Origin of the sequence: uncultured Dialister sp., assembly GCF_937959425.1 — a bacterium.
Lineage (GTDB): Bacteria > Bacillota > Negativicutes > Veillonellales > Dialisteraceae > Dialister.
In genome coordinates, this window is the sequence record NZ_CALGPS010000097.1 from 1 (window position 1) to 2582 (window position 2582).

The 2582-nt window shown below is 57.6% G+C and carries 1 protein-coding gene; it reads left to right on the forward strand.

The genetic code is table 11. From position 1 onward, the window contains the following. The first annotated feature begins 73 nt into the window (after nucleotides 1-73). Entirely contained in the window at nucleotides 74-1747 is a 1674-nt protein-coding gene (locus Q0482_RS04035) for an ABC transporter ATP-binding protein (protein ID WP_299143693.1), read from the forward strand. Nucleotides 1748-2582: the final 835 nt, after the last annotated feature.

The window sequence follows — 2582 nt, forward strand, 5'->3', positions numbered from 1 at the left end:
TCCCCAGTCCCCACCAGCTCACCAGCTCACTAGCTCACTATCCCACTATCCCACTATTTCAAAGGAGAACGCCATGCGTGAATCAAAAGCCAGTCTGAAGCGGATTATTTTCACCGCCATATCCGCCCGTCCCGGACTTACTCTCTCCCTTCTGGCGGTGATTCTGGTTTCCCTTATCCTTGGAGTGCTCCCGCCGCTGGTGCTCAAGCGGGCCATCGACTCTCTTACCATAGGGGCCATCGATGCCAGGGGCCTCCTCCTTTTCGGCATTCTCTATTTTGCCCTCACCGCCCTTTCTGGGCTCTCCGACGCAGCCAGGGAATCCTTTATTACCATCTTCGGCCAGGCAGTGACGAAGCATATACGGTCTGCCATGGCGGAAAAGCTCTGCCGCCTGCCGGCTTCCTATTTCATCAAACGGGATGGCGGAAGCACCACCTCCCTCTTTGTGAACGATGTGGACACCATCGAAGATCTCTTTGACTCCGGCATTATCAGCATGGCTGCCGACAGCTTCCGTGTCCTTTCCATTCTGGGCGCCGTTTTCTACCTGAGCCGAGGCCTTTTCATCCTGCTCCTCATCGCCCTTCCCCTGCTCTTTCTCCTCACCCGTGCCTTCCGGAAACGCATGCTGGCCGCCCAGCTGGAAAACCGGCAGGCCGTAGCGTCCACCAATGAAATCATTCCCGAAACCGCCGCCAATATCCGCACCATCCGTCTCATGGGCTGCGAGGACTTCATGAAAAAGCGGTACAGCACCTCCATTTCCCAAAGCTTCAAGGCCATGGAGAAAACCAATTTCTACGATTCCATCTATTCTCCCATCATCATCACCACCAGTGCCCTCATCATCGCCCTCCTCTGCATCCTCTCCGCTTCCGGCTCCGCCGCCCTCTTCGGCATGACCGCCGGCACCGCCGCCGCCCTCATTGCCTACGTGGGAAAGATTTTCTCCCCCCTGGAAAGCATGGGCATGGAAATCGAAAACATCCAGTCCGCCATGGCCGGCGCCCACCGCATCCGTGCATTCATGATGGAAAAGGAAATGGAAATCCCTCCGGCAGGAAAGGAAAACAGCATTCCTCTGGAAATCCGCCATCTTTCCTTTGCCTATGATAAAGGCCATCCCCTTTTCAATGATTTCTCCCTCACCCTGAAGGCGGGAGAGAAACTCACCATTGCCGGCCGCACAGGCAGCGGCAAGAGCACCCTTTTCAAACTCATATGCGGCCTCTATCCGCCGGATAAGGGCACCATCTCCCTATTCGGCCAAAATCCCCAGTCCCTTCCGCCGGAAAAGCGCCGGGAAATCTTCGGCCTTGTAAGCCAGTCCATCCCCATGGTGGAAGGCTCCCTGCGGGACCAGCTCACATTGGGCGATGACCGCGTCACCGACGAAAAAATCCGGCCCGCCCTCCAAATGGCCGGCCTCTATGACACCTGCATGGCCCTTCCCCAAAAGCTCTCTACCCCCTTCCATGAAGGCCTCTTCTCCCAGGGGGAACTCCAGCTTCTTGCCATCGCCCGGGCCATGATCTTCTCCCCGCCCCTCCTCCTTCTGGATGAAATGAATGCCCACCTGGACTCCCTCACAGAAAAGAGAGTCCTGGACGCCCTCTCCCGGGCCTCTCAAAAGCGCACCGTCCTCTCCATCTCCCACAGACTGGGGGAAATGGGGAATGAGCGGATTCTGTGGATAGGGCCGAAGGGGCCGCGGAGCGGCCCGGGTTCAGAAGGAAAGGGTTGACGGGGCCTTTGGCCCCGAAGGTTCTTAAGGTTCTGAAGTTTGATGGGCCCTATGGGCCCAAGGGTGGTGGATTGCCCTGCGGGCAATGAAGTTTTATATGCCGCCTGCGGCGGCCACCCCTTATCCGGCGAGACTTCCCCCTATTCAGGGGGCAGAATAAACCTCTCTATGCTTTCCTTTAGAATCATGTGCAAACTGTTCAGCGCCCACCTTTCCCCCGCTTTAGCGGGGGAAAGGTGGTGGCGTCAGCCACCAAAGGGAGCCTGCCGGAAGGGTACAAGCGGCTTTGGCTGCGTTTCATTTTTCCCACCTGCCATTCTGCTGAATTGGCCGCTGCCGCGGCCACCCCTTATCCGGCTACGCCGGACTTTCCCCTATTCAGGGGACAGAATAAGCCTCTCTATGCTTTCCTTTAGAATCATGTGCAAACTGTTCAGCGCCCATAGTGCCCCCGCTTTAGCGGGGGAAAGGTGGTGGCGTCAGCCACCAAAGGGGGCCTGCCGGAAGGGTTCCAAAAGGAGGGTTGACGGGGCCTTTGGCCCCGAAAGTTCTTAAGGTTCTTAGGTTTGACGCCCGCTTTGCGGGCGAGGGTTGTGGAGGCGCCCTATGGGCGCAATATAAAGTCAGCGTTACGTTCTTACCTTCCCGCCGGACAAGTCATTCTGAGCCGCAGGCGAAGAATCTCCGTAAGCGCCGATAGTGTCTCATCTATTGGTAAATACCGGTCGGCGGGAATTGGCCGCTGCCGCGGCCACCCCTTATCCGGCTGCGCCGGACTTGCCCAAAGGGAAGCGTCTCACACGATTCTCAGGTCGCTACCGCTCCCCTACGAATC

Coding starts and splice junctions, on each gene's coding strand:
- Q0482_RS04035 (WP_299143693.1), top strand. CDS start 74: ATGCGTGAATCAAAAGCCAGTCTGAAGCGGATTATTTTCACCGCCATA.